The 24998-nt window shown below is 60.5% G+C and carries 23 protein-coding genes; 10 read left to right on the forward strand and 13 right to left on the reverse strand.

Annotation, left to right across the window (positions count from 1 at the left end):
- Window positions 1-33: 33 nt before the first annotated feature.
- The 3 genes from ACR0AC_RS07075 to ACR0AC_RS07085 form a co-directional block, all read right to left on the reverse strand.
- On the reverse strand, window positions 34-1242 hold the full coding sequence (locus tag ACR0AC_RS07075; RefSeq protein ID WP_170450279.1) for a multidrug effflux MFS transporter: 1209 nt from the start codon (window positions 1240-1242) through the stop codon (window positions 34-36).
- A 75-nt stretch (window positions 1243-1317) separates the two neighbouring features.
- On the reverse strand, window positions 1318-1977 hold the full coding sequence (locus ACR0AC_RS07080) for a DsbA family oxidoreductase (protein WP_480872565.1): 660 nt from the start codon (window positions 1975-1977) through the stop codon (window positions 1318-1320).
- The gene (locus tag ACR0AC_RS07085; RefSeq protein ID WP_480872567.1) at window positions 1974-3491 is read right to left on the reverse strand and encodes a class I adenylate-forming enzyme family protein; all 1518 of its coding nucleotides are present in this window, start codon (window positions 3489-3491) and stop codon (window positions 1974-1976) included. The genes ACR0AC_RS07080 and ACR0AC_RS07085 overlap by 4 nt, the downstream gene beginning before the upstream one ends.
- Window positions 3492-3555: 64 nt before the next feature.
- On the opposite strand from ACR0AC_RS07085, the gene ACR0AC_RS07090 reads away from it, so the two are divergent.
- Complete coding sequence (locus tag ACR0AC_RS07090; RefSeq protein ID WP_170450285.1) at window positions 3556-4179, forward strand: XRE family transcriptional regulator; 624 nt, start codon at window positions 3556-3558, stop codon at window positions 4177-4179.
- On the opposite strand, the gene ACR0AC_RS07095 is transcribed toward ACR0AC_RS07090, so the two are convergent.
- Both ACR0AC_RS07095 and ACR0AC_RS07100 read right to left on the reverse strand, forming a co-directional pair.
- Complete coding sequence (locus ACR0AC_RS07095) at window positions 4168-4407, reverse strand: SPASM domain-containing protein (RefSeq protein ID WP_170450287.1); 240 nt, start codon at window positions 4405-4407, stop codon at window positions 4168-4170. The two genes, ACR0AC_RS07090 and ACR0AC_RS07095, sit on opposite strands and share 12 nt — an antisense overlap.
- A gap of 527 nt (window positions 4408-4934) precedes the next feature.
- Window positions 4935-6749, reverse strand: a complete 1815-nt coding sequence (locus ACR0AC_RS07100) for an extracellular solute-binding protein (protein ID WP_480872569.1) — start codon at window positions 6747-6749, stop codon at window positions 4935-4937.
- Between ACR0AC_RS07100 and ACR0AC_RS07105 the strand changes: the two genes are divergently transcribed.
- From ACR0AC_RS07105 to ACR0AC_RS07115, 3 genes are all read left to right on the forward strand, one after another.
- Entirely contained in the window at window positions 6694-6912 is a 219-nt protein-coding gene (locus tag ACR0AC_RS07105) for a hypothetical protein (RefSeq protein WP_480626285.1), read from the forward strand. The genes ACR0AC_RS07100 and ACR0AC_RS07105 overlap by 56 nt on opposite strands.
- Window positions 6913-7048: 136 nt before the next feature.
- Window positions 7049-7822, forward strand: a complete 774-nt coding sequence (locus ACR0AC_RS07110; protein WP_170518922.1) for a 3-hydroxybutyrate dehydrogenase — start codon at window positions 7049-7051, stop codon at window positions 7820-7822.
- A 64-nt stretch (window positions 7823-7886) separates the two neighbouring features.
- On the forward strand, window positions 7887-8912 hold the full coding sequence (locus ACR0AC_RS07115; RefSeq protein WP_480708248.1) for a patatin-like phospholipase family protein: 1026 nt from the start codon (window positions 7887-7889) through the stop codon (window positions 8910-8912).
- Here the strand turns inward: ACR0AC_RS07115 and ACR0AC_RS07120 are convergent, their stop codons facing one another.
- The 3 genes from ACR0AC_RS07120 to ACR0AC_RS07130 form a co-directional block, all read right to left on the reverse strand.
- Window positions 8913-9590, reverse strand: a complete 678-nt coding sequence (locus ACR0AC_RS07120) for a DUF502 domain-containing protein (RefSeq protein ID WP_480872572.1) — start codon at window positions 9588-9590, stop codon at window positions 8913-8915.
- 64 nt (window positions 9591-9654) lie between these two features.
- Window positions 9655-10566 carry a pseudouridine-5'-phosphate glycosidase gene (locus ACR0AC_RS07125; RefSeq protein ID WP_480872574.1) on the reverse strand — a complete coding sequence of 304 codons (912 nt, stop codon included), beginning with the start codon at window positions 10564-10566 and terminating at the stop codon, window positions 9655-9657.
- Entirely contained in the window at window positions 10563-11456 is an 894-nt protein-coding gene (locus ACR0AC_RS07130) for a PfkB family carbohydrate kinase (RefSeq protein WP_170621872.1), read from the reverse strand. Before ACR0AC_RS07130 ends, ACR0AC_RS07125 begins: the two co-directional genes overlap by 4 nt.
- A 163-nt stretch (window positions 11457-11619) precedes the next feature.
- Between ACR0AC_RS07130 and ACR0AC_RS07135 the strand changes: the two genes are divergently transcribed.
- The gene (locus tag ACR0AC_RS07135; RefSeq protein WP_480872576.1) at window positions 11620-12723 is read left to right on the forward strand and encodes a HupE/UreJ family protein; all 1104 of its coding nucleotides are present in this window, start codon (window positions 11620-11622) and stop codon (window positions 12721-12723) included.
- On the opposite strand, the gene ACR0AC_RS07140 is transcribed toward ACR0AC_RS07135, so the two are convergent.
- Window positions 12716-13339: a thiamine phosphate synthase gene (locus ACR0AC_RS07140; protein WP_480872577.1), complete on the reverse strand. Its 624-nt coding sequence runs from the start codon at window positions 13337-13339 to the stop codon at window positions 12716-12718. The two genes, ACR0AC_RS07135 and ACR0AC_RS07140, sit on opposite strands and share 8 nt — an antisense overlap.
- A 162-nt stretch (window positions 13340-13501) precedes the next feature.
- Here ACR0AC_RS07140 and ACR0AC_RS07145 point away from each other — a divergent pair, with 162 nt between their 5' ends.
- From ACR0AC_RS07145 to ACR0AC_RS07160, 4 genes are all read left to right on the forward strand, one after another.
- Entirely contained in the window at window positions 13502-14245 is a 744-nt protein-coding gene (locus tag ACR0AC_RS07145) for an RNA methyltransferase (protein ID WP_480872579.1), read from the forward strand.
- Between the two features lie 62 nt (window positions 14246-14307).
- Window positions 14308-15453 (forward strand): heme A synthase, encoded by a 1146-nt coding sequence (gene ctaA / locus ACR0AC_RS07150; RefSeq protein WP_480872580.1) that lies wholly within the window; start codon window positions 14308-14310, stop codon window positions 15451-15453.
- 5 nt (window positions 15454-15458) lie between these two features.
- Window positions 15459-16928, forward strand: coding sequence for a carboxypeptidase M32 (locus ACR0AC_RS07155; protein ID WP_480872582.1), 1470 nt, complete (start codon window positions 15459-15461; stop codon window positions 16926-16928).
- Between the two features lie 94 nt (window positions 16929-17022).
- A complete protein-coding gene (locus ACR0AC_RS07160) occupies window positions 17023-18288 on the forward strand; it encodes a DsbA family protein (RefSeq protein ID WP_480872584.1) in 1266 nt (421 codons plus the stop codon).
- On the opposite strand, the gene trhA is transcribed toward ACR0AC_RS07160, so the two are convergent.
- Window positions 18285-18947 (reverse strand): PAQR family membrane homeostasis protein TrhA, encoded by a 663-nt coding sequence (trhA, locus tag ACR0AC_RS07165; protein ID WP_480580980.1) that lies wholly within the window; start codon window positions 18945-18947, stop codon window positions 18285-18287. The two genes, ACR0AC_RS07160 and trhA, sit on opposite strands and share 4 nt — an antisense overlap.
- A 133-nt stretch (window positions 18948-19080) precedes the next feature.
- Window positions 19081-21777 carry a DNA gyrase subunit A gene (gene gyrA / locus ACR0AC_RS07170; protein WP_480872845.1) on the reverse strand — a complete coding sequence of 899 codons (2697 nt, stop codon included), beginning with the start codon at window positions 21775-21777 and terminating at the stop codon, window positions 19081-19083.
- Between the two features lie 223 nt (window positions 21778-22000).
- On the opposite strand from gyrA, the gene ACR0AC_RS07175 reads away from it, so the two are divergent.
- Window positions 22001-22270, forward strand: a complete 270-nt coding sequence (locus tag ACR0AC_RS07175; RefSeq protein WP_170450317.1) for an usg protein — start codon at window positions 22001-22003, stop codon at window positions 22268-22270.
- 4 nt (window positions 22271-22274) lie between these two features.
- Here the strand turns inward: ACR0AC_RS07175 and ACR0AC_RS07180 are convergent, their stop codons facing one another.
- Window positions 22275-23819, reverse strand: a complete 1545-nt coding sequence (locus tag ACR0AC_RS07180) for a caspase family protein (protein ID WP_170450319.1) — start codon at window positions 23817-23819, stop codon at window positions 22275-22277.
- Window positions 23820-23912: 93 nt separating this feature from the next.
- The gene (locus ACR0AC_RS07185; RefSeq protein ID WP_170450321.1) at window positions 23913-24866 is read right to left on the reverse strand and encodes a radical SAM family protein; all 954 of its coding nucleotides are present in this window, start codon (window positions 24864-24866) and stop codon (window positions 23913-23915) included.
- Window positions 24867-24998 lie beyond the last annotated feature (132 nt).

A 24998-nucleotide genomic window follows, 5' to 3' on the forward strand; every position in this document is an offset into this window, starting at 1 on the left:
CAGGTTAGCGCGTTTCACGGGATCTGCACAGGGTCAGGCGGGCAGGCGGTTTTCGATCCGGCCCATGTGAACCATCAGACCAAAGGCGACGATGCACATGGTCAGGATGCCCGTTGACAAAGGCGTGATCGAGCCATCGAACAGCAGCCCCACAGGCGCTGCGATGCCAGCGGCCAGCACCGTGGCAACCGATCCGATGACTGATGCGGCCATGCCTGCAATATGTCCCATCGGCTCCATCGCGATGGCGTTCAGGTTGCCCAGCGTGACGCCCGCCATGAAGAAAATCGTGGTTTGCCACACCACAAACAGCGCGAATGAGGCGTTGGGCGACATTGGCAGAGCGTTCAGCGTAATCACCACGGCGGTGATCAGAATCTGGCCCCCCAGCGCCCATGTGACCATGCGGCGCATCCCAACCCGCACCACGAGGGCCGCGTTCAGCAGACTGGCCGAGCCCGAGATCAGGGCCACAAACCCAAACCAGAACGGAAAGCTGTCCGCCCGGTCATGCACCACGTCATAGACGGGCTGCACCATGGTCAGCATGGTGAACAGGATACCCATGCATAAGGTCTGAACCATGATCGACAGGCGCACCGTGGGATGGGCAAACATCTCTTTCGTGGCGGCAACCATCAGTGGCAGCCGGAAGGGGCGGCGGTTTTCCACTGGCAGAGACTCGGGCAGGCGGGTGCCCATCCATGTGACTGTAATCAGGGCAAACAGGATGAACGAGACAAAGATGCCGCGCCATCCGAACAGGGCGATCACGCCTGCGCCCATCATTGGCGCGGCTGCGGGCACCAGCGTAAAGATCATCATCGCAATCGAGATGATCCGCGCCATGATGCGCCCCGAATATAGATCTCGGATAATCGCCATCGCCACAACACGCGGACCCGCCGCGCCAAGGCCCTGAACCACGCGGGCCGCCAGAACCAGTTCCAGCGAGGAACTGGCCCAGGCCACGACCGAAGCCACGATATACAGCACAACGCCGCCGTAGATGACCGGCTTACGCCCAAAGGCATCCGACAAAGGGCCGGTGAAGAACGTCCCAATCCCCATGCCCAGCACAAAGGATGTCAGGATCAGCTGCGCGCGGTTGACGTCATCGGGGCTGAGCTGCGCGCCGATCTCGGGCAGGGCGGGCAGCATCGAGTCGATTGAAAAGGCGATGGTCGAGAACATCATTGCAATCAGCGCAATGAACTCCCCCCGGGACATGCGATTGGCCATGGGCACTCCTTACCTGTTCGCGCTATCACGGCAGATCAGGTTGCGCCAGACCGGAAATTTGCACAGACCTATGTGCTATTCTGCAGAGGAAGCCTCAAGTTGAGACATGATCTCGGCAATCACTTTTTCCCACATTTCAGGGGGTTGCGCGCCGGGAACGGCGTGTTGATTGGCAACAATATAGGTGGGCACCGAATTCACGCCCATTTCGCGCGAATGGGTGTCGCGTTTGCGGATATCCTCGCGGTCGGCGTCTGATTTCAACAATTTCAGCACCACGGCGGCGTCCATACCCGCGCTGTCGGCGATGTCCGACAGCACCTCGGGGTCGCCAATGTCGCGCGCCTGAACGAAATAGGCGTCAAACAACGCATCGACAACGGCGTTCTGTTTGCCCTCGATCCCCGCCCAATGGATCAGGCGGTGGGCGTCCAGCGTGTTGGGGGTGCGCTTCATCCCTTCGAAATCAATTGTCAGACCGGCGTTTTCGGCATGTTCGACCACAGGCGCATAGGCCCGCACCGCGCTTTCTTTGCCGCCAAACTTACGCTCCAGGTATTCGCGCCGATCCATGCCTGCATCCGGCATCTCGGGGTTCAGTTGGAACGGATGCCATTCGATGACAAAGGGATGATCCGGCACCTTGGCTAGCGCCTTGTCCAGATGGGTCTTGCCGATATAGCACCAGGGGCAGATCGGGTCGGACAGGATATCCAGCTTGACGGTTTGGGTCATTCGGAGGTCGCCTTGAAATAGGCCGGCAATGCGCGGCGCAGGAGTTTGCCGTTGCCGCCGGTCGGCAACTCGGGAAGGTGAACAAAGGCGCGCGGTTGTTTGTAGCGCGCCAGATTGGCTTGGACATAGGCGCGCAGGGCCGCGTCGTCCAGTCTTTGGGGGCCTGTGTAGAAGGCGGCGATCACAAATGTGTCTGGTTTGACCTCAACCGCAGCCGCGCCGACCTGGGTGATACCGGGATAGTGGGACAGCGCCGATTCAACCTCGACCGGCGAGACGCGATAGCCGCCTGCGTTCATCATGTCGTCGTCGCGGCCCAGATAGGTGATCTGCCCATCCACGGCCATCGCCCCCTGATCGCCGGTCAGGAACCAATCGCCCTGCATCCGGTCCGCGACTTCGTCCGGGGCGTTCAAATAGGTCAGCATCAGGCCGGGGTCCGAGCGATGGATGGCGATAGTGCCGTCCTGTCCCTGAGGGACTGGCCCGTCCGGTCCAAGGATCGCCACGCGGCGACCCGGCTGCGGCTGCCCCAGCGCCTCACCGCGCGCCGGATGATTAGGGCTGGATGAGATGAAGGTCGAGCATTCGGACATGCCATAGGCTTCATACAGCTCGGTCCCGGTGGTCGTTTGCCACTGCGCGTGCAAGGACCGCGACAGCTTTTCGCCTGCACACAGGCCGTGTCGCAACTCGGGCAGATCGATCTTGTCGGCTGCTTGCAGCATCTTGCGAACCACGCCCGGAGCGGCCGCAAAAATCGTCGCGCGGCTGTGGCGCAGAAGCTGGGGCAGTGCTGAGATGTCGGTGCCCGGCTCGGGGATCAGGGCGGTCGCGCCAATTGTCCACGGGTCCATCAGGCCGGTGCCCAGCGTATAGGTCCAGTTGAACGCCCCGGCATGGCACAGGCGGTCGTCCTGCGTCAGCCCGTACCAGCCGTCCACCATCATCTGCCGCGCCCAGATCGCCCGATGCGCATGGGCCACAGCGCGCGGCTTGCCCGAGGTGCCCGAGGTATAAACCACATAGGCCAGTCGCTGGGGATCGCCCAGATCAAACGCAGCAGGGGGCAGGTCGCGCATGGCGGTCAGCGCAGGCAGGTCGATCTGATGCGGATGCGGGGCGCAGGCCACGGACGGGTCGCGCAGGATGGCGGCGGGGCTCAGATCGGCGATCATGCGGGCCGTTTCCGGTTCGGTGAGTTGCGACGATGTTGGGACCGGTACGATCCCAACGGCAATCGCCCCAAGATAGGCGATAGGGAAATCCACCGTATTTCCCAAACGCATCAGTGCAATGTCACCGGGTTTCAACCCGGCCTGCAACAACCCGGTGCCCGTACCCAGAATGGCGCGCTTCAGTCGGCTGTAGCTCCAGTCATCCGTTCCGTTCTGGCCGAGGACGGACAGGGCGGTTTTGTAAGGCAACTGATCCGCCTTACGCAAAACATGTGCGGCCAGATTGAACGGTTCAGGGCAGGGGGCGGGCGGCCCCTGATCAAAGATCGACAACATGCTGTCTGGCTAGCGCGGCGCTTGTCGCGTTGCAAGCACGGCTGGCTGGTTCTATAGAAAGGCCATGAGCGACCAAGATCCCAAATCCCTAATCCGCATCGCCCGCGAGTCTGGCGTCGAGACTGAACTCGAGCCGCTTGATCTTGGCGCGCGGGTGCGCGAGCTGCGTAAGGCGCGCAACTGGACGCTGGAACAGGCGGCAACACAGGCGGGGCTGGCGCGCTCAACGCTTAGCAAAATTGAAAACGGGCAGATGTCGCCCACCTATGACGCGTTGAAGAAACTGGCCACCGGGTTGGAAATTTCGGTGCCGCAGCTTTTCACCCCGCCGCAGCGGGATCAGGTGATCGGGCGGATGGCCGTCACGCGTATGGGTGACGGAACCGCGCATGCCACGGTGACATACGAGCACGAATTGCTGGCCGAGACACTGACCAAGAAGCAGATGTTGCCCTACCGCGCGCGCGTGCGGGCGCGGTCCATGGATGAGTTCGACGGCTGGGTGCGCCATGACGGGGAAGAGTTTCTATACGTGCTGACCGGCGTTGTTCGCCTGTATACCGAGTTCTACGAACCCGTTGAAATGCGCCGCGGGGACAGCGCCTATTACGATGGCAGCATGGGACATAACGTGGTGTCTGTCAGTGACGAGGACGCAACGATCCTGTGGGTGACGTCACTTAACTAGATGAGCGTGGGACAGTTCGTGGTTCAGGCGTTCCGTGAACAGAAAATCCTCGACCTCTTCCCTGGCTTCGTTCACAGTCAGATGATGACGCTCGGCCAGGTAGGCCTCGAACTGTTCACGGTTGTTCCACACGCGATCCATGTCCTGATCCCTCAGGTTTGGAAATCGTCGTTTGGCACGGGCATAGGTCGCGCCCAGGTCCTGCGTCAGATCTGTCCAGTTCAACATGTGCGAGCTTCCCTTGGTTTGCTTAGGACTGCTCTCCCCCACAGACAGCGTACGTATGTGTTGGCGTGACCTCGGACATGACAAAATGTCGCAGTCTGATTTGGGGCAGTACCGAACAAAAATGCCCGCTGCGGACATCCCGCAACGGGCGATCGGACCTGCAGTTCAGTGTGAGTGGCGGCTGGTCCGTTTGTTCTGTGTCAGGACCTGAGCGACACGCGATAGGTGTCCGTAAAATAACAATTAAATCGCAGTGTGGATCTGATCTGACTAACTACAAGGTATATCGGTAAATTGCGCATAGTAAAGCGTTTTGAGGCGTCAATTTGATCTTTCGCTAAGATTTGTTGGTTGCGCGGAATATAGCCGAGGGCTTCGCGCAACATACCAGATTTGGGGGTTGGTCCCGCATGTGCCAATTTTTGCCGAACCCGGTCGATTGATCGCCGGATTGAACAGCCGGGGATTGATCTGCACCCGACATCCTTGGGTCAGTTAGCTGTCAGCAAAAGGATCACGCCGGACCGTTACTCTTCGTACCACCAGACTTCGGGCATGTACTGAGGGCCGTCGCCATAGATCGGAAGCGTCTCGGGGAACTTCAGCGTACTGACATGCGCGATGCGGCCGACATCAAAGCTCCAGATCGGGATCACATAGCGACCGGCGGTCAGAACTCGATCCAGCGCACGGGTGGCGGCGACGAAATCTTCCCGCGACTCCGAGGCCAGCATCGCGTCGATCATCCCGTCCACGGCGGGTGAGGCGACGCCCATCAGGTTGCGCGTGCCCGGCGTATCGGAGTTTTCGCTGCCCCAATACAGGCGCTGCTCATTCCCCGGTGACAGGGACAAGGCGCGGCGAAACGGGGTCACGTCGAAATCCAACTCGGACGTGCGACCGGTATACTGTGCGCTGTCGACCTGTTCTGTCATGACCTGAATGCCCAAACGTTCCAACGCGCGGGCATAGATTTCGACGGCAGTTTCCATCTCGGCGTCGCCCTGTTGCAGCAAAACGGTCATGCGGAATGCCTCGCCGTTCTGGTTTTGCAACACGCCGCCCTGAATGGTCCATCCTGCCTCGGCCAGCAGTTTTGTCGCTTTGCGGATATTGGCGCGGTTGCGGGCCGAGCCATCCCCTTGGGGCAGCGCATAACCTTCCAGGGTGCCGGGGGTCAGGTCCGAGGCAAAAGGCTCCAGCAGCTCTTTGACCTTGCCGGTTGCCGGGCCGGGCTGCATCGCAAGATCCGAGCCCGAGAAATACGAGGTGATCCGGGGCTGCGCGCCACCGGTGATTGTGTCATTGATGAATTCGAAGTTGAACGCCAGCGTCAGGGCCTCGCGCACGCGCCAGTCGTCAAAGGGCGCTTTGCGCGTGTTCATCACAAACCCGGTCATGCCCGAGGGCTTGCCATGCGGGATTTCTGTCTTGATCACATCGCCGCGCTGGATGGCGGGGAAGTTGTACTGGGTGGCCCATTTGTCGGCATTGAACTCGCGGACGGCGGATAGTTCCCCGGCTTTGAACGCTTCGAAAAGCACGGTTGCGTCGCCATAGAATTCGATCCGCATGTCATCCAGGTTCATCGTGCCCCTGCGGAACGGGACGTCGTTGCCCCAGTAATCGGGGTTCCGCTTCAGGTTGACGTATCGCCCTGCCTCATAGTCGTCGATCACATAGGGGCCGCTGCCGATCGGCACATCATGCAGTTGCGCGTCGGCAAAGCTGCGACCTTCCCACTGCGCCTTTTGCAGGATCGGACGCAGACCGGCGATCAGCGCAAGTTCCCGATCCGGTTCATTAAAGGTGATCCGGACAGAACGCGGGCCGGTCTGTTCGATGCTGTCGATTTTTCCCCACAGACCGCGATACCGCAGATGCCCCTCGGTCCCGAGGGTCTGGTAGGACCAGATCACATCTTCGACAGTTACCGGGCTTCCGTCTGAAAATTCAGCCTCTTCCCGCAGTGTAAATTCGACCCAGGACCGGTCTGGTGCAGTCTCAACTGATTCGGCTAACAGCCCGTAAAGAGTGAAAGGTTCGTCCCAGGACCGGCCCATCAGGCTCTCATGCGTCCAAAATCTAAGCTGCCAGGGTGAGGTGCCTTTTTGCACAAACGGGTTCAAGCTGTTAAAGCCGCCCGTGTTCCCAAAAACGACCCTGCCACCTTTCGGTGCGTCCGGATTGGCGTAGGGCAGCGACACAAAATCCGGTGGTAGGGCCGGGTCGCCATACATAGCTATGCCATGGGCCGAATCTGCATGGGCGAAAGAGGTCGCCAAAATGCAGGCGATTCCCGCTGCGAATGGACGAAGAGGGCTTAGGAAATCCTGGCGCATTTTGGAAACAATCCTGCTCTGGCCTTATTTTGTTGGGGATCACCGTACCGATGATTTTTCTTATTTTCAAACTTTTAGCTTGGATGAAGGCACAGAATTGCTTATAAAGGTCTCACTGCTCGATAGGTTTCTTGCCTGTATGAAACCTGCCTCAATAACTTAACGCCCGCTTCGTGCGGGCGTTTTTTTTGGTCGGTTCGCGCGGTCTTGCCGCGGTGCTTTAGCGGCGTCTTTCCCCGTTTTCTTTGCAGGTGCAGCATGGCATGCTGTGCCCAATCTGATGCTAAGGGAGAACGGTCATGAGCCTGTCGGGCAAAACAGCAATCATTACAGGATCAAACTCGGGGATCGGGCTGGGCGTCGCGCGCGAACTGGCCAAGGCCGGGGCGGATGTGGTTCTGAACTCGTTCACCGACCGGGATGAGGATCACGCCTTGGCCGCCGAGATCGCCAAGCAGACCGGCACCAATGCGCGCTACATCAAGGCGGACATGTCCAAGGGTGATGAATGCCGGGCGCTGATCGAACAGGCCGGGACCTGCGATATTCTGGTGAACAACGCGGGTATTCAGCATGTGTCGCCAATCGATCAGTTTCCGGTCGAGAAATGGGATGCGATTATTGCGATCAACATGAACTCGGCCTTTCACACCACAGCGGCGGCCTTGCCAATGATGCGCGCAGCGGGCTGGGGGCGGATCGTCAATATCGCCTCGGCGCACGGGCTGACGGCGTCGCCCTTCAAGGCGGCTTATGTTGCGGCCAAGCATGGGGTTGTCGGGATGACCAAAACCGTAGCGCTGGAAACCGCGCAAGAGCCGATCACCTGCAATGCGATCTGTCCCGGTTACGTGCTGACACCGCTGGTCGAGGCGCAGATTCCCGACACGATGAAGGAATACAACATGAGCCGCGAGGATGTGGTGAAGAACATTCTGCTGGAGCGGCAGCCGTCGAAAGAGTTCGCCACGGTTGAGCAATTGGGTGGAACCGTGCAGTTCCTGTGTTCGGATGCGGCGGCGCAGATCACCGGCACGACGATTTCAGTCGATGGGGGCTGGACGGCTTTGTGAGTTTTCATGGGGGCTCTGCCCCCATACCCCCGAGGTATTTTTGAACAGAAGAAGGGGCGGGGTCTTGAAACAGATCAACCTGGCATTGCAGGGCGGTGGGGCGCATGGGGCGTTTACCTGGGGGGTGCTCGACCGGTTTCTGGATGAGGAAGATATTGAGGTTGCGGCGATCACGGGAACCTCGGCCGGGGCGCTGAACGGGGCGGCGTTCAAATCCGGTATGGTGCATTCGGGCCGAGACGGCGCGCGGGCGCGGTTGGATGAGCTGTGGAAGCGGATGGGGGCCATAGGCGACATGCGGCTGGCCAACTGGTTTCGCGGGTTGGAGCCTGCGAGCATTGCGCAGGCCATGGAGTACTCGCTGCCGTATTCCATTGGCGATGCGTGGTCGCGGATGGTGTCGCCCTATGCTTACGGGCCGTTCTACACGAACCCGCTGGAGCCCGTTGTGGACCGGTTCAATTTCAAGGAAATCTGCGCCGATCAGGGGCCACGCCTGTTTGTCTGCGCAACCTGCGTGCGCAGCGGCAAGATCCGGGTGTTCACAGGGGAAGAGATTTCGACCGATGCGATCCTCGCCTCGGCCTGTTTGCCGACGCTGTTCAAGGCGGTTGAGATTTACGACCCCGAGACGGAGCGGACCGAAGCCTATTGGGATGGGGGCTATACCGGCAACCCGGCCTTGTACCCGTTGTTTGGCGATGATTTGCCGGATGATGTGGTGATCGTGAATATCAACCCGCTGGAGCGCGATGAACTGCCTGTGACGCCGCAGCAGATTCAGAACCGGATCAATGAAATCAGCTTTAACTCATCCCTGTTCCGCGAGTTGCGGGCGATCAATTTCGTTCAGCGATTGCTGGAAGAGGGCAAGTTGAAGGCCGGAGAGATGAGCCGCGTTCTGGTTCATATGATTGCGGATAACGAGCTGATGAACAGCCTGTCGGTGGCCACCAAGACGGTGCCCAACCCGGTGATCCTGCATAAGCTGAAACAAGCGGGTCGTGACGCCGCCGACGGGTTCTTAAAGCGCCACAAGTCGGACTTGGGACAGAACAGTACGGTTGATCTGCCCGCGATGTTCGGCTGATCACTCGGGCGGCTGAGTCGGGTCTTCTTCGTTGGGATAGACCAGACCGGCCGAGATCACCAGTTTCGCGGCGTCTTCGATGCTCATGTCCAGCAGGATGACGTCTTCGGCTGGAAAGAACAGCAAAAAGCCCGAGGTTGGGTTGGGTGTGGTCGGGATAAACACGCTCAGCAGATCGCCACCCGTTTCCGCGCGGGTGCTGACTTCTCCCTTCGCGGTCGTCGACACGAAGCCGATGGCCCAGATGCCACGGCGCGGGTATTGCACCAGGCAGGCTTTTTCGAAAGACCGCTCGGTCTGAGCAAAGACCGTTTCCGAGATCTGTTTGATGCCGGAATAGATCGACCGCACGATGGGCATCCGGTTCACCAGACTTTCGGTGAACGAGATGAAGGACCGGCCCAGAATACCCTTGGCCACCCAGCCGACCAGTACGGTGAACACCAGGAAGATGATAACGCCGACGCCGCGCAGGTTGATGCCCACATATTGTTCGGGCCGGAATTGCTGTGGCACCAGCGGCAGAACGGCGCTGTCGATCCAGCCGACAACGGACCAGATCAGCCAGACGGTCAACCAGACCGGAGCAATGACGACGATCCCCGTCAGGAACGACGCGCGCAGGCGCGAAAACAGGCCGGGGCGGCGGTGGGGTTCTTCGTCAAACGGTGTATTCATTACAGGTCCGGGTGATTTGCGGATTTAGTTAAGCAGTCCAACGCGCCCGTGCAATAGGGCGGAATTACACACCGTTTGCCAGCGCTTTAGCGATGTTCGCCGCCAACCGGGCGTTGTTGCGGACCAATGCGATATTGGCGGTCAGCGAGCGGCCCTTGGTCTTTTCAAAGATCCGTTGCAGCAGATAGGGCGTCACGGCCTTGCCGGTGATCCGGTGGGTTTCGGCATCGGCCTGCGCGGCGGAGATGATCGGGGCCAGCTCGTCAGCCGGGATCTGGTCGGCTGCGGGGATCGGGTTGGCGACCAGTTGGCCACCGGGCAAACCCAGCGCACGGCGGGTGGCGTGGGCTTTGGCGATGGCTTCGGCGCTGTCCATCCGCAGGGGCGCAGCGTAGGGGGATTTCGCAGACCAGAAGGCGGGGAATTCGTCCTGCCCGTAGGCGATCACCGGGACGCCCAGAGTTTCCAGAACTTCCAGCGTTTTGGCCAGATCCAGAATGGCCTTGGCCCCTGCAGCCACCACTGTAACCGGCGTCTGCCCCAGTTCATGCAGGTCGGCGGAAATGTCGAACGAGGTTTCGGCACCCTGATGCACGCCGCCAATGCCACCGGTGGCAAACACCTCGATCCCCGCATACTGTGCGGCGATCATCGTGGCGGCGACGGTGGTGGCTCCGGTGCCCCCGGTCGCGATGCAGGCGGCCATATCGGCGCGAGAGAGTTTGGCGACGCCCTGCGCCTGACCCAAAGATTGCAACTGATCGGGTTCAAGCCCCACATGCAGCACGCCTTCGATCACCGCCATGGTGGCCGGAACGGCCCCGGCATCGCGGATGTCCTGTTCCACCTGGGCTGCGACCTCGACATTTTGCGGGTAGGGCATGCCATGGGTGATGATGGTGCTTTCCAGCGCCACGATGGGCTGGCCTGCGTCTTTGGCGGCGCGGACCTCGGCTGAGTAGTGGATGTCGATCACAGGGGAGTTTCTCCGGAAACGTAAGTTGCGGCGGCGTTCAGCGCGCGGGTCAGGGCTGTCTGTTCGTCGGCACCGCCCGCTTCTGAGGCGATATGGGCGGCCATGAAGGTGTCACCTGCGCCGGTGACGCGGGTTACGAGAACCGAGGGCGGGGTTTGGGTTAGAACGCCCGACGACGAGCCGACGGTGGCCGAGTTACCCCCGTCTGTCACCAGCACGCGCAGCGCCCCCCGGTCCAGCAGGCCCTTGGCGGCGGATTCGGAATCGGCGAACTCGCGTTGGCAGAGCAGACCGGCCTCCTCCAGATTGACATACAGCGTCGCGCGGGCGTGTTTCAGGAAGGGCAACAGGCGCTCGGCCTTGCCGGGTGAGGCGGGGGCGACCCGCAGGTCGGCTTTGCCAAAGGCCGGACTTTGCGCGATCTCTTCCAGCAGGTTCAGCGTCAGGTTGCCGTCCAGCGCAATCGGGCCTTCGAAGGGGGTGTTTTCGTATCCCAGCGGACCATGCATCAGGGGGCGCAGGATCTTGGCCCCCGCAGCCTCAAGCGAGTGTGCATCGGCAATGGCGGCGATCAACCCGTTGGCCCCTTCGACGGCCATGTAGCGGTCGGTGGGCAGGTCCTGCGAGCGGTAGATATGTTCTGTCACCATGCCTAGGCGCGCGCAGGAATTGACCAACTCGTCCCCCTCGGGGTCGCGGCCAATGGCGGTCAGCAGGGTCGGGGTCATGCCAAAGCGTACCAGCGTCATGGCGATGTTCATGGCAACGCCACCGGGCAGACGGGTGATCCGGCCCGGCACGTCCGATCCCTGCCGCATGGCGCTGGCCGACCGTCCGATCACGTCCCATAGGACCGAACCGATACACAGGATGTCGCTGTTCTGAGTCATGCCGCTGTCATGCCGCAGCACCGGGGGCCTTGCAAGTCCGAACGTTAACGCCAACACAGATAAACCGCCTGCTCTGCGCGTTCAGGCTTGCGATCTGATGCGTTCGGCGGGAAACTCGGCCAGGTATGATTTGTGATTTGATTTCCATTGCAGAGCGTTGCGCATGAGCGGCTTTTTCCGCCTGATGATGGGTCTGATGCTGTTGGCGATGCCCGTCCAAGCCCAGACCCCGCCGCCGACGATTGTCGAGTTCTGGACCAAGGCAGACAGCCTGTTTCTTGAAATCACCCTAAACGCCGAGATGTTTCTGGCGGGGATTGATCCTGAAACCCATCCTGACCTGACCGACAATGCTGGCTACCGGGCGCTACGCCAAAGGGTCTCGTCCGAGTTGGAGCCCGAGGTCCGCGCGTTTGTCACCGACTGGAAGGCGCGCTTGCAGGTTGAGGCCGGTGGCCCGGTCGTTCTGGCCTATGAAGGGGTGCGCATCCCCGTTGTCGGCGATACTGCAGCCCCCCGGATTTCACGGCTGTTGCTGACAGCGCCCTTGCCGAATGGGGCGTCCAATCTGCGCCTGACATGGCCTGAAGGTCATGGGCCGGTTGTTTTGAAACAGCAACAGGTGGCCGCCCCTTACACCGGTTATCTCATTGCCGGAGAATCCAGTCCTTCGATCCCATTGCAAGGCGGCGCGGCCCTCAGCCCCGAACAGGCGGTGCAGGTGTTCTTCCCCAAAGGGTTTTCGCGCATTCTGCCCAACGGTCTGCAAGAGATCGCGCTGGTTCTGGCCTTGGTTTTTCTGTCCCTGACACTGCGCGCAGCAATCGCCCAGATGGTGTTCCTGTCGATCGGATTGGTCTTCGGACTGGCGCTTTCGGTTTACGGGGCGTTGGGGGTATCGCCATTTGTAGCCTCTATCGCCCTCACATCCGCCATCGTCATTCTGGCGCTCTGGAACCTGATCCTGAGGCGTCTTCATGTCTTTCGATTACTGGCGGTTTTTGCTGCCGGTTTGCTTCTGGGCAACGTTCTCAGCGCCTCCGTGATCGCGATTGGCGTACCGCCCGACCACCTGCCACCCGCCATCCTGGGATTTGCAGGGGGTGCGGTGGCTGCGCTCAGCGCGGTTGCGGCGGCAGGCTATGCCGGTGCTGCCCTGATCTCTGGCGGGTCGCATCGGATGCGAGGCCGGGTATCGGTTCTGGCCTCGATCCTGATTGCGGGTGTCGGGGTCTATTGGATGGTCGCGCCGTGGATGCTTAGCTAGGCATGTGGGCCAATAGCGCGTTCAGCGCGGCCAAAGGATCCTCGGCTGACCAGATTTCATCGCCGATGCCGAAGAAATCGGTGCAGGGCGACAGGTCGCGGATCAGGTCAGGGGTCAGGCCGCCCTCGGCCACAACGGGAACTTCGATCATCTCGGACCACCACTGGAACAGGTCCTTTTCGGCCAGCGTACCATCGCCCAGCGACGACGTGCCGACCGGGCCAAAGGCGACGTAATCGACACCAGCCTCACCAGCGGTCATTCCATCATGGCTGGACGCCCCACAGAAACTGCCGACAATCGCGTCCGCGCCCAGTTCCTTGCGGGCCGCGCGCACGGACCGGGCGGCATCATCCAGATGCACCCCATCCAGCCCCAGCCGTTGCGCCAGCAGCACGTGGTTCGAGATCACGATGGCCACGTCGCGCGCATGGGCGATCTCGCGGCAGGCATCGGCAGCGCGGGCGATGGTGTCCTCGTCATTGCCGGCCAGCGCCAGACGAATGCATGCGATCTCGACCCCGTCCAGCACCCGCGCCAACTGGTCCGGATAGGTGCTGAGCGTGATCGTCGGCGGTGTGATCAGATAAATCTGCGGCTGCTCGGGGGTGTCCATTGGCGCGTCCTTCGCTTTCAGTCTTTGGCGCGGTTTAGCGGATTGCGGCGGGGAAGCAAACTTTTATGCCTGCCGAGCGGGTATTTGGGAACAGAAGAAGAGGATCGGGTTGCTCTGTCAAAGCTGGCGGATTAGAGCGGGCGGAGTTTTTCGGAGACAGCCATGCCCAGCGACAGATCCCAGCCTTCCTTCGTGCTTGTGCGCCCGCAGATGGGTGAAAACATCGGCGCCGCCGCGCGGGCGATGTGGAATTTCGGGCTGGACCGGATGCGGATCGTGGCCCCTCGGGATGGGTGGCCGAACCCCAAGGCGGTGGCGATGTCCAGCGGGGCGGGGCGGCTGCTGGACGAGGCGCAGCTGTTCGATGACCTGGCAGGCGCGCTGGCCGACAGTACATTCGTATTCGCCACCACGGCGCGGCAGCGCGGGTTGACCAAACCGGTCTACAGCCCGGAACGCGCCATGCAGATCGCGGCCCAGAAGGTGGCGGCCGGTGAAAAGGTCGCCGTTTTGTTCGGACCCGAACGGGCAGGGCTTGAGAATGAAGATATCGCCAAGGCAAACGCCATCATCTCGGTGCCGGTGAACCCTGAATACGCCTCGCTGAACCTTGGGCAATGTGTCTTGCTGACCGCTTATGAGTGGATGCGCCAGACCGGCGATGTGGTGCATGAAGCCACCGATTTGGGCAAGGGCGACTGGGCCACCGGCATCGAGGTCGAGAAACTGGTCGAGCATTACGAAGATCGGCTGGAAGAGGCCGGGTTCTTCTATCCGCCCGAAAAGGCCGACGGCATGAAGACCAACCTGCGCAACCTGTGGTCGCGGATGCGCATGACGCGGGCCGATGTGCAGATGTTGCACGGGATCATGCGGCAGATGGTCCGCTGGAAAGATAAGGGCTGAGGCTGGACCTCGCCCGTCAGTGGCCCTAGCTTGCGACGAAATCCAGGACACATGAGGACAGCATGAGCGCCAAGCGCAGCATCTTCGAAGACGTCTCAGACAGTGAAAAACAACAAGCCGTGCAGCCCGGTATGATCGACAAGGGACGCGGCGGCGCGCGCAAGGCGATCCGCGTCTGGCTGATGATCCTGTTCGCCTTGGTCGTTGTGATGATCGCCGTAGGCGGCCTGACCCGTTTGACCGACAGCGGCTTGTCGATCACCGAGTGGCGTCCGATCACCGGGGCGATCCCGCCGATGACCGAGGCCGACTGGCAAGCGGAATTCGACAAATACAAACAGATCGACCAATGGCGCATCCAGAACCAGTGGATGGAGCTGAGCGATTTTCAGTTCATTTATTGGTGGGAATGGGGCCATCGACAGTTGGGTCGCCTGATTGGTCTGGTCTGGGCGCTTGGCTTCTTCGGCTTCCTTGTCGCCCGCAAAATCCCGACCGGCTGGACCGGCAAGTTGCTGATCCCCGGCGCTTTGGGTGGTGTTCAGGGCGCGGTGGGCTGGTGGATGGTCGCCTCGGGCGTCACGCAGGGCGAGGGGATGACCGCCGTCGCCAGCTATCGCCTCGCGGTGCATCTGGGACTGGCCTTTGTGATCCTGGGCTTCCTGGCCTGGTACATTTTTGAACTCGGGCGCGAGGAACGCGACCTGATGCAGGCCCGCCGCGCGAAAGAGGCGAAACTGTTCTCGCTGTCGACCGGCCTGCTGCATTTCACCTTTTTGCAAATACTCATTGGCGCGCTGGTCGCCGGGATCGATGCCGGGCGGTCTTTCACCGATTGGCCGCTGATTGGCGGGCAGCTTCTGCCACCAGATGCAACCGCAATAGACCCCCTGTGGCGCAATTTCTTTGAAAGCCCCGGGTTGGTGCAGTTCATCCATCGCTGCGCCGGGTATCTGCTGTTTATTTTCGCCATCATCGTCTGGCGGCGCGGCCAGACCAGTGCCCATCCGCAGACCCGGTTCGCCTTCAACGCGGCCTTTGCGGCGCTGTCGCTACAGGTCGTGGTTGGTGTCATCACCGTGCTGTATGCCGCGCCATGGCAGATCGCGATCTTCCATCAGTTCATGGCCGTCGTGGTCTGGACCCTGATCCTGCGCGCCCGCTTCCTGAGCGGCTATCCCATTGCAACCTCAATTCGTGGAGCCTGAGCCCGATGACTGCCTTTGACGACCTGATGGCCTTTCAACGCGAAACCTCGGCCCTTGGACAGATCGCTGGCCGCCTGGGCTGGGATCAGGAAACCGTCATGCCGCGCGGGGCCGCGCCCCAACGGGCCGAGGAAATGGCCGCGATCGAGGCGATTCTGCATGCCCGACGGTCCGACCCGCGTGTGGCCGAATGGCTGGAGCAAGCCGAAGCTTTGGACACGGCAGGTCAGGCACAGCTGCGCGAAATCCGCCGGTCCTATGAGCGTACCGTCAAAGTGCCCGCCGATCTGGCGAAAGCCATCGCCCGCGTCACTTCGGCAGCGCAGGGAAAATGGGCACAGGCGCGCGCGGATGAGGACGTGTCGGCCTTCCTTCCGGTTCTGGAAGAGGTCGTGGCCCTGAAACGCGAAGAAGGTGCGGCGCTCGCGCAGGGCGGCGACATCTACGACGCGATGGTCGAGGATTACGAGCCTTACACAACCGGCGCGCAGATCGCGGCGATTTTCGATCAGATGCGCCCGCGTCTGGTGGCGCTGCGCGCGGCAGTTCTGGACAAGCCCGCGCCGCAGGCGCTGGCCGGTACGTTTGACGAGGCGGCCCAGATGCGCCTATCGCAGACCCTTGCGCTGGCGTTTGGATACGACCTGAACCGGGGCAGGGTGGACAAGGCCGTACACCCGTTCAGCTCGGGCAGCGGATCGGATGTGCGGATCACCACACGCACCAGCAAAACGGACCCGTTCAACTGCTTCTACTCGACCATTCATGAGGTCGGCCACGCCGCCTACGAGCAAGGGATCGACCCGGCCTATGCGCTGACCCCATTGGGAAGCGGCGTGTCGATGGGCGTGCATGAAAGCCAAAGCCGGATCTATGAAAACCAGCTTGGCCGGTCGCGTGCGTTTACCGGATGGCTCTACACCCAAATGCGCGATGCGTTCGGGGATTTCGGGATTGCGGATGCCGATACCTTCTACGCCACGGTGAACCGCGTCCATAACGGCTATATCCGCACCGAAGCGGATGAGGTGCAGTACAACCTGCACATCATGCTGCGCTTCGACCTGGAGCGCGCGCTGATGGCCGGAGACCTTCAGGTCAACGATCTGGAAGCTGCCTGGAATGACCGCTTCAAGGCCGATTTCGGTTATGCCGTCGACAAACCTTCGAACGGCTGCCTGCAGGACGTCCATTGGTCGGTTGGCCTGTTCGGTTATTTCCCGACCTACTCGCTGGGCAACGTTTATGCCGGGTGCCTGTATCAGGCCCTGCGCAACGCGGTGCCGGGGCTGGATGGTCAACTGGCCGAAGGGGACACCTCGGGCGCGACCACTTGGCTGCGCGAAAACGTACAACAATTCGGGGGGCTTTTCGCCCCGCGCGAGATCATACAGCGCGCCAGTGGGGTCGAACCGGGGCCGGAGCCCTTGTTGGCTTATCTGGAACAGAAATTCGTGGCGCTGTACGGGCTTTGACGATCTGCCGTCACGTTGTTGTGTGACAGCGTGGCGTTTGGCGCTGTGGTGCGTAAACTGGACATGTCCAAGCCACTTTGATCGCCGGTTCTGCATGAAAACACAGATTAAATCCCACTTGGCTGCCGCCATAACCAGCGGCAATCTGCAATCGGCACGCAGAGGCATGGCAGAGCTTCGGCGCAAGCTGCGTGGTGCAGATCATGAGGCGCATTATTTTCATGATGTCGCCGATCCCTATTGCTATCTGACCGCGCAGATCCTGCCCGAATTTCAGGAGCGCTATCGCGTTAAACTGTGCATTCATTTGATCTCTGGCCCACATTCGGATGCGATCCCCGCGCCCATGGAACATAGGCAAAACGCCCTGATGGATGCAGGGCGTCTGGCCCGCCGGATCGGGCTGGATGCGCCGCAGGAACCGGCGGCAAAGAAGGTGGAAACCGCAAAGCGGCTTCTTGCAGATGCTTTAGGAAAACCTGACGCCGCAGAACGCCTGCGTGCTATCACCGCAGGCGTTTGGGGCAGGGAGACTATGCCCGACGACGGTGGCGTGGATCCCGGGCAGGCGATGGAGGTCGGCGACCAAAAACTCGCCGCGATGGGACATTACTTGGGTGGAACGTTTTACTATGGCGGCGAATGGTATTGGGGCGTTGATCGGCTGCACTATCTGGAGGACCGGCTTGCGCAGCTAAAGCTACGTCAGGGAGATGCTTCGGTAGAGCCCTTGAAAGAAAATGCGCAGCCGCCGAACGTTCAGGGCAGTATGGAGCTGGAGTTCTTTTTCTCATTCCGCAGCCCATATTCCTACCTGGCTTTTGACCGCGTTGTTGATCTTGCCAACCGCTACAACGCTCGCCTGATCCTGCGCCCCGTTCTGCCGATGCTGATGCGGGGGCTGCCGGTACCCAAGCTCAAGTCCGGCTACATCCTTGGCGATTGTGCGCGTGAAGCGCGCAGAATGAAGATCCCGTTTGGTCGAATTTGTGATCCTTTGGGGCCTGGCGTCGAACGCGGGTACGCTTTGTTCGACCATGCCGAGGATCTTGATCGGTTGGCGACCTACTGCTCGACCTTCATGCGTCTGGTCTGGTCCGAGGGAGTGGACGCAGCCTCCGACAAGGGTATGGCGCGAATTGCGGGCGCCAGTGGTCTGGATTGGGGGGCCGCGCGTCAGGCTCTGGCCACTCAAACATGGCACGACCGGGTTGAGAAAAACCAAAGCAGACTGCAAGAGATTGGTCTGTGGGGCGTTCCCAGTTTCTACGTAGCCGGTCAGGCGATTTGGGGGCAGGATCGGTTATGGGCTGTGGAGGATTTGCTGCGGGCTCAAGGGTCGGGCACGGGTGGACGCTAGACCACCTGAACCAATTCGATCCGCGCGGCAACGGCGGCAAAGAACAGGACGCTGCCGACCAGCACAAACATATGCCAGATCGTGTTGTGGAACGGCAACCAATCCAGCAGATAGAATGCGACGCCCGCGGTGTAGACCAGCCCTCCGGCGATCATCAGTGTGATGACTGTGGGCGATAGCTCAGCCAGCATCGATTGACCGGCCCAGACGGCGGCCCAGCCCATGAGCAAATAAAGCGCCAATCCGAACCAGCGGAATCGGTTCGGGTCAAACATCTTCAGCGCCGATCCCAGGGTTGCCGAAAACCAAAGCCCGATCAGCAGCCCCGTTGGTTGCGTACCCGACAACAGCAGGAACGGCGTGTAGGTGCCCGCGATTTTGACGTAAATACCCGAATGGTCGAGGCGGCGCAGGAACGCGCTCCAATCGTCGTGCTCGATCATGTTGTAGAGCGCCGAGAAGGTCAGCATCAAAACCAGCGTCACGCCGTAGATCGACGCGCCCAGAACGGCCACGGGGTCCGATCGGTAGTAGATCGTCAGGATGATCAGCATCGGTACGGCGATCAGGGCGGACGACACGCCAAGCACATGGATCACACCATCGCTTACGCGCTCGGCGCGGCTGTAGGCGGGGCGGATATGGGCAAAGGACCACATGTTAAGAAAGCTAGGCCTCGGATTGACCTCGGGCAAGCGCGCCAAACGGGCGCTTGCCGATAACGTGATCCAGAACGGCAAAACGCCCGCTAGAACGGGCGCTTTGTTTCATAAGTGTTGGAAAATTTGAGGGTTACTCCTCGGTTTCCTCATCCCCTTGGTCTGCAATCCAGGCGACCGAGACAACCTCTTCCCCCTTGCCGGTGTTGAAGACCCGGACGCCCCCCGCGCTGCGCGAGCGGAAGGAAATGCCATCAACCGGAACCCGGATCGACTGGCCCTTGGAGGTCGCCAGCATGATCTGATCGTCGATTTCGACCGGGAACGAGGCGACCAATTCACCACCGCGCATGGCCTTGTCCATCGCCGCAACGCCCATGCCACCACGCCCGCGGACGGGGTAGTCGTGGCTGGAGCTTAGCTTGCCCGCACCGCCAGCCGTGATCGTCAGGATCAGGTTCTCGGCGGCCGACATCTCGGCGTAACGCTCCTGCGGCAGGACGCTGTCGGCATTGCCTTCATCTTCATCGGTCTCGGTTTCGTCAGTCACACCGGCCATCAGACGGCGCATCTTGAGATAGGCAGCACGCTCGTCGGAAGAGGCGTTGAAGTGGCGGATGACCGACATCGAAACCACGCGGTCGCCATTGGTCAGCTTGATGCCGCGTACACCGGTGGATTTGCGGCCCTTGAAGACACGCACATCGGTGGTCTGGAAACGGATCGCACGGCCCGAATTGGTCACCAGCATCACGTCGTCGTCTTCGGAACAGATACGCGCGTTGACCAGTTCCACACCCTCGGGCAGGTCCATGGCGATCTTGCCGTTGCGCTTGACGTTGGTGAAATCGCTCAGCGCGTTGCGACGCACATCGCCCGCGCTGGTGGCGAAGACGATTTGCAGGTTTTCCCATTCTTCATCCGGCACATCCACGGGCATGATCGCCGCAATGGACACACCGGTCGGGATCGGCAGAATGTTGACGATCGCCTTGCCCTTGCCGGTGCGCCCCGACTGCGGCAGGCGCCAGGTCTTGAGCTTGTAGACCATCCCGTCGGTGGTGAAGAACAGCAGCTGGGTATGGGTGTTCGCCACAAAGAGGGTGGTGATCACATCCTCTTCCTTGGTCTGCATCCCCGACAGGCCCTTGCCGCCACGTTTCTGGGCGCGGAAATCGGCCAGCGGCGTGCGCTTGATGTAACCGCCCGAAGTGACGGTCACGACCATGTCCTCACGCTCGATCAGGTCCTCGTCTTCCATGTCGCCGGACCAGTCTACGATTTCGGTGCGGCGGGGCACGGCGAATTGCTCACGCACACTGCGCAGTTCGTCACCGATGATCGACATGATCCGCTCGCGCGAGGACAGAATGTCGAGGTATTCCTTGATCTTGGCGGCCAGTTCTTCCAGCTCGTCCGTGACCTCTTTGACGCCCAGTTGGGTCAGGCGCTGCAGACGGAGGTCGAGGATGGCGCGGGCCTGAATTTCGGTCAGGTTATAGGTGCCATCGTCGTTCATCTTGGACAGAGGGTCATCGATCAGGCGCAGGTAGCCTTCGATCTCGGACGCGGGCCAGCGGCGCGTCATCAGTTTCTCACGCGCCTCGGCGGCGTCTGCTGACGAGCGGATAGTGGCAACCACTTCGTCCACGTTCGAAACGGCCACGGCCAGACCACACAGGATGTGGCTGCGCTCGCGCGCCTTGCGCAGGTCGTAGGCGGTTCGGCGGGCGACAACATCCTCGCGGAAGTCGATGAACGAGGTCAGGAACCGGCGCAGGGTCAGTTGCTCGGGGCGGCCACCATTCAGGGCCAGCATGTTGCAGCCAAAGGACGTCTGCATCGGTGAGAACCGATAGAGCTGGTTCAGCACCACTTCGGGCGTGGCGTCGCGCTTCAGTTCGACCACGACCCGCACGCCGTTACGGTCGGATTCGTCCTGTACGTGGGCCACGCCTTCGATGCGCTTCTCGCGCACGGCCTCGGCGATCTTTTCGATCATCGCGGCCTTGTTCACCTGATAGGGGATCTCATCCACGATGATGGCGTAACGGTCCTTGCGGATTTCCTCGGTGCGGGTCTTGGCGCGGATGATGACGCTGCCGCGCCCCTCAAGATACGCCTTGCGGGCACCGGACCGGCCCAGCATCACGCCGCCAGTCGGAAAATCGGGGCCGGGGACGTATTCGATCAGTTGCTCGGACGTCAGGTCCGGATCGTCGATCAGCGCCAGCGTGGCATCGACGACTTCGCCCAGATTGTGCGGCGGGATATTCGTGGCCATGCCCACGGCGATACCACCGGCACCATTGACCAGCATGTTCGGGAAACGGGCGGGCAGGACGGTTGGTTCGCGGTCCTTGCCGTCATAGTTGTCCTGAAAATCGACCGTCTCTTTTTCGATATCGGCCAGCAGCGAGGCGGCGGGCTTGTCCATCCGTACCTCGGTATAACGCATCGCCGCCGGGTTATCGCCGTCCATCGAACCAAAGTTGCCCTGACCATCCAGCAGCGGCAAAGACATCGAGAAATCCTGCGCCATCCGCACCAGCGCGTCATAGATCGCGCTGTCGCCATGAGGGTGGTATTTACCCATCACATCGCCCACCGGGCGGGCCGACTTGCGATACGCCTTGTCATGGGTGTTCCCGGTTTCGTGCATGGCGTATAAAATCCGCCGATGCACCGGTTTCAGCCCGTCGCGCAGATCGGGGATCGCGCGGGAAACGATGACCGACATGGCATAATCCAAATAGGACGTGCGCATCTCGGATTCGATAGAGACCGTCGGGCCGTCATACACTGGGCGCTCGGGCGGGGTTTCGTCCATGTTTTCAGGGATTTCTGGCGTATCGCTCACGTAAACTGCTCGTCCTTAGTGCAGACTCTATATTTTGTAGTTACATCCTATCAGACCCGGCACATAAGGTGCAAGCAAGCAACGAATCTTGCCCTGAAATTCCGAAGTAACACTCAAGTAACATCTTGTTATCTAAGTATTAGGCAGTTTCGGTGTTACTCTGAAGAGACCTTGCACGGAATTGGAGGTCTGAATGGAGCAGAGCGAAACGGAATTGATGCTAAAGGGATACGGGCTGACGACGGCAGAGTTTTTCTATCACATGCCCGATTATATCCACGTCCTGAACACGTTTATCTGGCAGGAATACGATCTGGCCCCGGATCACCCGAAACTGTTTGAATTCATCGATTTTTGGCAGCGTGAGATCGAAGGTCCGCTGCACTCGGTCAAGTTCACCCATCGCAAGATGATCGCGCCTGGCGAATGGCGCAACATGGTGGGTGAGTTTCGCGTGAATTAACGGCTTATCCCGCACGCCAGGCGTATACGGAACAGCCGGTCGAGCCTGAGGCGGTAAAGCTGTTGCCATCTTCGGCCAGACGCCCGCGCCATTTGACGGTGATACCGGGGAAATAGTCCGTCCCGCTGATCTGACCCTCGTTCACGAATATCACCGTATTGGCGGTTTGACCCAGTGAGTCGGTCAGGCGCCCGGTATATTTATTGCCGCCCGCATGTGTGTAGCGCGTCGTGCCTGTCACTTTGACAACCAAAGCGCAGGTTGCCTTGAATTGCCACGTCCCGGCCATGGACAAGCCGGTATCGGCAGGTTTTGGGGCGGGTGCCGTGGCTTTGCAGATGGTGCCGGATTTGCCTTGCAACTCTTCCAACGCATGGCTGGTTCCCAGATCATCAGCACCCAGATTTGAGCCACTGGCCGACCGATACCGGGCAAAGGCCTGACGGGTCCGAGGGCCTGCAACTCCATCCGCGCCACCAGCACTGCATCCCAGCGCATTCAATGCGGCCTGTGTTGCGCGCATGACCTCTTGCGAGTCTGAAACCGTAGGCGCGGGCGGGGCAGAGGTGCGCTCAACATCCGCTGATGTATCGGCCGAGACCAACCCGTCGCGCAGTTGCAGGGCGACCTCGTAGGCATAAGTCTCGGACTGATCAGCATATTTCTCAAGGAAACTGTCCAGCGCAGTCACCGTTCCAAGCGAGCGCGCAAGCTCAAGATCGGCGCGCATGTCGTCGCTTGGGCGCGCCGATGGGCTTTGTGGCTGTGCGGTGCTTACGGCGGGGGTGAAATAGAATTCCCCAAGCAATTCATCGTAATAGGCCGGAATTTGGGTGTGCTGAACGCTGCTGGACAAGTCCCGCACTTCGCGCCGCAGGTCGGCCACCATGCTGCGCAATTCCAGACCCGGCTGCGATAGGCGTGGCAACAAGGCACGGGTGAAGACTGAATTCTCGGCTGGTTCATTATCGCTCAGCCGGTCCAGCGCCATCTGTCCGGCCCCGGCTGAAAAGATCACGAACATGCCTTCGGGTGCGTTGATGCGGCCCAGCCCACGCGTCCGTCCGACACTGCGCCCGGCGACGGTTTCAAACGGGTTGTCGCGGCAGGCGTCGATGATGGCGATCGAGGTGCGCGCACCGGTTGAGCGTACGCGGTCCAGCAGATCCGAAAGGGCGATGGATTCGGATTTCACGAAATCGGTCTCACCCGACAGGGGCGCGACGATATCTGTGGGCAGCAGGTAGTTTTCGCCGTCAATTTCCACCCCATGCCCGGCAAAGAACACAAACGCCGTATCGCCCGGATCCAAGCGAGAGGTGAATTCGGAGATCCTCTGGTTCATGCCGCGCCGGTCGAGGTTCAGCCCCTCGATGGTCTCAAAACCTGCACCCTGCAACTTGTCCGAGACAGCGCGGGCATCGGCCACAGCTTTCTGAAGGTCGGTGACAGATTGGTATTGGTCATTGCCGATAACCAAGGCCAACCTTTCTTGCGCGCAAAGCGGCGCGGCGCAAAGTGCAAAAGCAAAAACAAGAAATCTGAACATCACAACAGCCCAACAGCAAATGACCCTTTTCCTTCTATACAGAAAAAGGGCGCAAAGGCTCAGTGACTTACATTACTTTTTGTTTTTGTCGGATCAGCCCGAGCAACTGGCCCCGCCCAGAACGCAGAATTTGGCGCAATGGGGGTGGTTCAGATACACATCCGCCTCAGCCTCGGCCAGGGTTGTGCCCATTTCGAACTCGGGGGCGTAAGGCAGAAGGGTGCAGGCCAGCACAGCAGGGCGTTCGGCGCCTTTGCGTTTGACGACCATGCGCGCGCTGGCGCACATCACGGCGTCGGGGGATTTGTTCAGGATACCCCAGCAGGCGGTCGTGATTTCTGGGACTTCGACGGTTTCGTCCATTTCCGGGAACAGCACGGTCTGGCCGGGGTTCGTGGCGTCGATGTCAAAGCCGTGTTTTTCGAAAAACGCAGCGTATCCGGCGCGGCTATCCGCGTCGCTGTCGCCCCAGACGGTGCGCCCAGCAACAGCCATGTTGAAGCCGTTGTCGCGTAGCCACTCCATCCCCGTCACGGTCTTGGCGAAACTTCCCTTGCCGCGTTCCTCATCATGCAGTTCGGGGCGGTAGTGATCGACGGAGATGCGCAGGGTCAGCTTGTCGTTGTAATCGCGCTGCAAGTTCAGCAACCCTTCGCGCATTTTGCGGCGCATCATCGGCAGCATGGCGTTGGTCAGGATCAAAACCTCGTACCCGCGTTCCAGTGCGGCGCGAGTCATCTCGATCATCTCGGGGTTCATGAACGGCTCGCCGCCCGTGAAGCCGATTTCGCGGATGGGCCAGTTGCGCTGTTCGATCTGGTCCAGATAGTCGGTCACTTCAGCCGCAGCGATATAGACCAGCGCATCATTTGTGGGGCTGCTTTCGATGTAGCAGTTTACACATTCGATATTGCACAAGGTGCCGGTATTGAACCACAAGGTTTGCGGATTTGTCAGCGCAACCGAGGCGCGGGTCTGCCCGTCTGCCGTCACCAATCTGTCTTGAAACTTGCCGATATTGGCAAGCTGGGGGGCATTGTCTTTCATTCCCGCATCCGGTTCTTTGAAGTGGTTTGACTGACTTAGCTGTTTATTGTCCTGTTGGTAAGGGCTTGGGGCTGTTCTGACAGAGTTTTGATGAATGAGTAGAAATCTCAAAAAACCTCGATGTGATTGCGC

It is taken from the genome of Ruegeria sp. H7 (genome assembly GCF_056532945.1).